Annotated in this window: 3 protein-coding genes; all 3 read left to right on the plus strand. The window is 74.2% G+C overall.

Annotation, left to right across the window (positions count from 1 at the left end):
* The first annotated feature begins 120 nt into the window (after positions 1 to 120).
* Complete coding sequence (gene htpX / locus DQW06_RS25930) at positions 121 to 1,044, plus strand: zinc metalloprotease HtpX (protein ID WP_071621636.1); 924 nt, start codon at positions 121 to 123, stop codon at positions 1,042 to 1,044.
* A 148-nt stretch (positions 1,045 to 1,192) separates the two neighbouring features.
* Positions 1,193 to 1,792 (plus strand): hypothetical protein, encoded by a 600-nt coding sequence (locus DQW06_RS25935; protein WP_013152006.1) that lies wholly within the window; start codon positions 1,193 to 1,195, stop codon positions 1,790 to 1,792.
* A gap of 52 nt (positions 1,793 to 1,844) precedes the next feature.
* Positions 1,845 to 2,895 (plus strand): glycerate kinase (locus DQW06_RS25940; protein ID WP_157983608.1); only part of this gene is annotated, 1,051 nt, incomplete at its 3' end.

Below are 2,895 nucleotides of genomic sequence, written 5' to 3' on the forward strand. Positions count from 1 at the left end.
GGCCGGGAGCGGGCGGGGCGGGGCCGGTGAACACGCGGCGGTCGGACCACCTCATACCCTTTCCCACCTGGGCGAACTACACTCCGAGACAGTCGACGCGTCGGCGGAGGGGACTGCGGCATGGCCGGATCCAAGTTCAGACCTGACCGGGGGCTGACCACCCGCATGGTGACGACCATGGGCCTGCTCGTCCTCGTCTACGCGGCCTTCGTCGTCGGGCTGGTCCTCGTGGGCCTCAACGTGTGGCTGGTGCTGCTCATCGTCGCCGGGTTCGCGCTGTTCAGCTACTTCGCCTCCGACAGGATCGCCATGTTCGCCATGGGCGCCAAGGAGGTCTCCCCGGAGCAGGCTCCCGAGCTGCACGCCCTCATCGACCGGCTGTGCGCCATGGCGGACATGTCCAAGCCCCGCGTGGGGATCGCCGACACCGACGTGCCCAACGCCTTCGCCACCGGGCACAACGAGAAGTCCGCGGTCGTGTGCGTGACCACCGGCCTCATGCGCCGCCTCGACGGCCCCGAGCTGGAGGCGGTCCTGGCGCACGAGCTGTCCCACATCGCCCACCGCGACGTCATGGTGATGACCGTCGCCGGGTTCCTCGGCATCGTGGCCGGGTTCCTCACCCAGGCCGGGCTGCGCTTCGCGATGTTCGCCGGGGCGACGCGCGGCAACAACAACAACGGGCCCGCACCGGCCGTGGTCGCCCTGCTCGTCGTGGCCGTCAGCGCCGTGGCCTGGGCGCTCAGCTTCCTGCTCACCCGGGCGCTGTCGCGCTACCGGGAGCTGTCGGCCGACCGCGCCGCCGCCTACCTCACCGGGCGCCCGTCCGTGCTGGGCAGCGCCCTGACCAAGATCACCGGGGACATGTCCCGCATCCCCACCCGCGACCTGCGCCAGGCTGAGCCGTTCAACGCCTTCTTCTTCGCCCCGGCCTCCTCCCGCGAGGGGTTCAGCTTCAGCCAGCTGGTCGCCACCCACCCGCCGGTGCAGCAGCGGCTGGAGCAGCTGTCCGACATCTCGCGCCAGCTCGGGCAGGGGCGCTGACCCCGTCCGGGGAGGCCGCCGGAGGGGACGGCCGCGCCGGGCCGTCGCCCCGGGAGGCGGGCGGCGGCCGCACCGATCCGCCCTGGCGGACACGGCGTCGATCCGGTCCGCGCGCAATCGACACGACCACGAGAGAGGACCGGCCACGATGAGCTTCTGGCGAGCGCTGTTCGGGCGCTCCGAACCGGCCCAGCCCGACCTCGACGCCCTGTTCGGCCTGCCCTCGGCGTCGGTCACCCTGCGGGCCGCCGCGGGCTTCACGCCCACCGGCACCGGTTCCGTCGCCTTCAGACCCACCGAGGGCGCCGCCTTCGCCGACCTGGAACGCGACGTCACCGAGCTGCTCGACGCCGACGGGGGGACGCCCGTCGAACAGGTCACCGACGACTACGGCTACACCTGGCTGGTGGTCCGTGCGGCCGACCCGGCCCGGGGCCCGGACGGGTCCGCCGACCCCGACATCACCGGCCTGGTGACCGACCTGCACGCCGTCAACTCCACCCTGGAGGCCAACGGCTACGGGCCCTCCCTCCTGTGCTCCCTGGTCGGCTTCACCGACGGCACGCGCTCGCTGGGGCTGGTCTACCTCTACAAGCGCGGCACCTTCTACCCCTTCGCCCCGGTCGGCGACGGCGGCCGCAGGGACAACGCCCTGGAACTCCAGGCCGAGGCCGCCATCGGCCGCGACCTGCCCCTGGAGGAGGACCGCTCCCGCTGGTTCCCCGTCTACGGGGCGCCCGGCCTCTGACCAGCGGGGGGTACCCCGCGCCGGGAGAAATGTGGCCTGGCACACTGGTCCGGTGCGTATCCTCATCGCTCCTGACAAGTTCGCCGGTACCCTCTCCGCCCTCGAAGCCGCGCAGGCGGTCGCCGACGGCTGGCACCGGACCGATCCCTCCGCCACGACGGACCTGCTGCCGCTCTCCGACGGCGGCCCCGGTTTCGTCGAGGTCCTGCACACGGCCCTCGGCGGCGAGGTGCACCGGACCGAGGTGACCGGCCCCCTCGGCGCGCCCGTGACCGCGGAGTACCTCCTGGACGGCGACACCGCCTACGTGGAGAGCGCCCAGGCCTGCGGCCTGCACCTGGTGCCCTCCGGTGACCGCGACCCCGGCCGAACCACCACCCGCGGCGTCGGCGAGCTGGTCGCCCACGCGGTCCGCTCCGGCGCCCGCACCGTCGTCGTCGGACTCGGCGGCAGCTCCACCAACGACGCCGGAGCCGGTCTCCTGGCCGCCCTGGGCGCCACCCCCGCCGACCGCCTGAGCCACGGCGGCGGCCCCCTGGCCGACCCCGGGGACGTCGACCTCGACGCGGCCCGCCTGGCCGTGGCCGGGGTCCGTATCGTCGCCGCCACCGACGTCGACAACCCCCTGCTGGGCATCCACGGGGCCAGCGCCGTCTTCGGGCCCCAGAAGGGCGCCGACCCCGACCAGGTGCAGCGCCTGGACGCCGCCCTCAACGCCTTCGCCGACCGCGTCGACCCCGGGGGCGAGGTCCGCGACACCCCCGGTGCCGGAGCCGCGGGCGGCCTGGGCTTCGCCCTGCTCCTGCTCGGCGGCACCGTCGAGTCGGGCATCAGCCGCGTCCTGGACTCCGTGCGCCTGGCCGAGCGCCTCTCGGAGGCCGACCTGGTCATCACCGGCGAGGGCTCCTTCGACTCCCAGTCCCTGCGCGGCAAGCTGCCCCACGGCGTCGCCCAGGCCGCCAACAAGCACGGCGTCCCCTGCGTGGTGACCGCGGGCGCGGTCAAGGTCGGCCGCGCCGAGGCGGCCGCCGCCGGGATCACCGAGACCTACTCCCTCGTGGAGTCCTCGGGCTCGGTCGAGGCCGCCATGACCCGCTCCGCGG

It is taken from the genome of Nocardiopsis sp. TNDT3, assembly GCF_003427465.1.
In the GTDB taxonomy this organism is placed as follows: Bacteria; Actinomycetota; Actinomycetes; order Streptosporangiales; family Streptosporangiaceae; genus Nocardiopsis; species Nocardiopsis dassonvillei.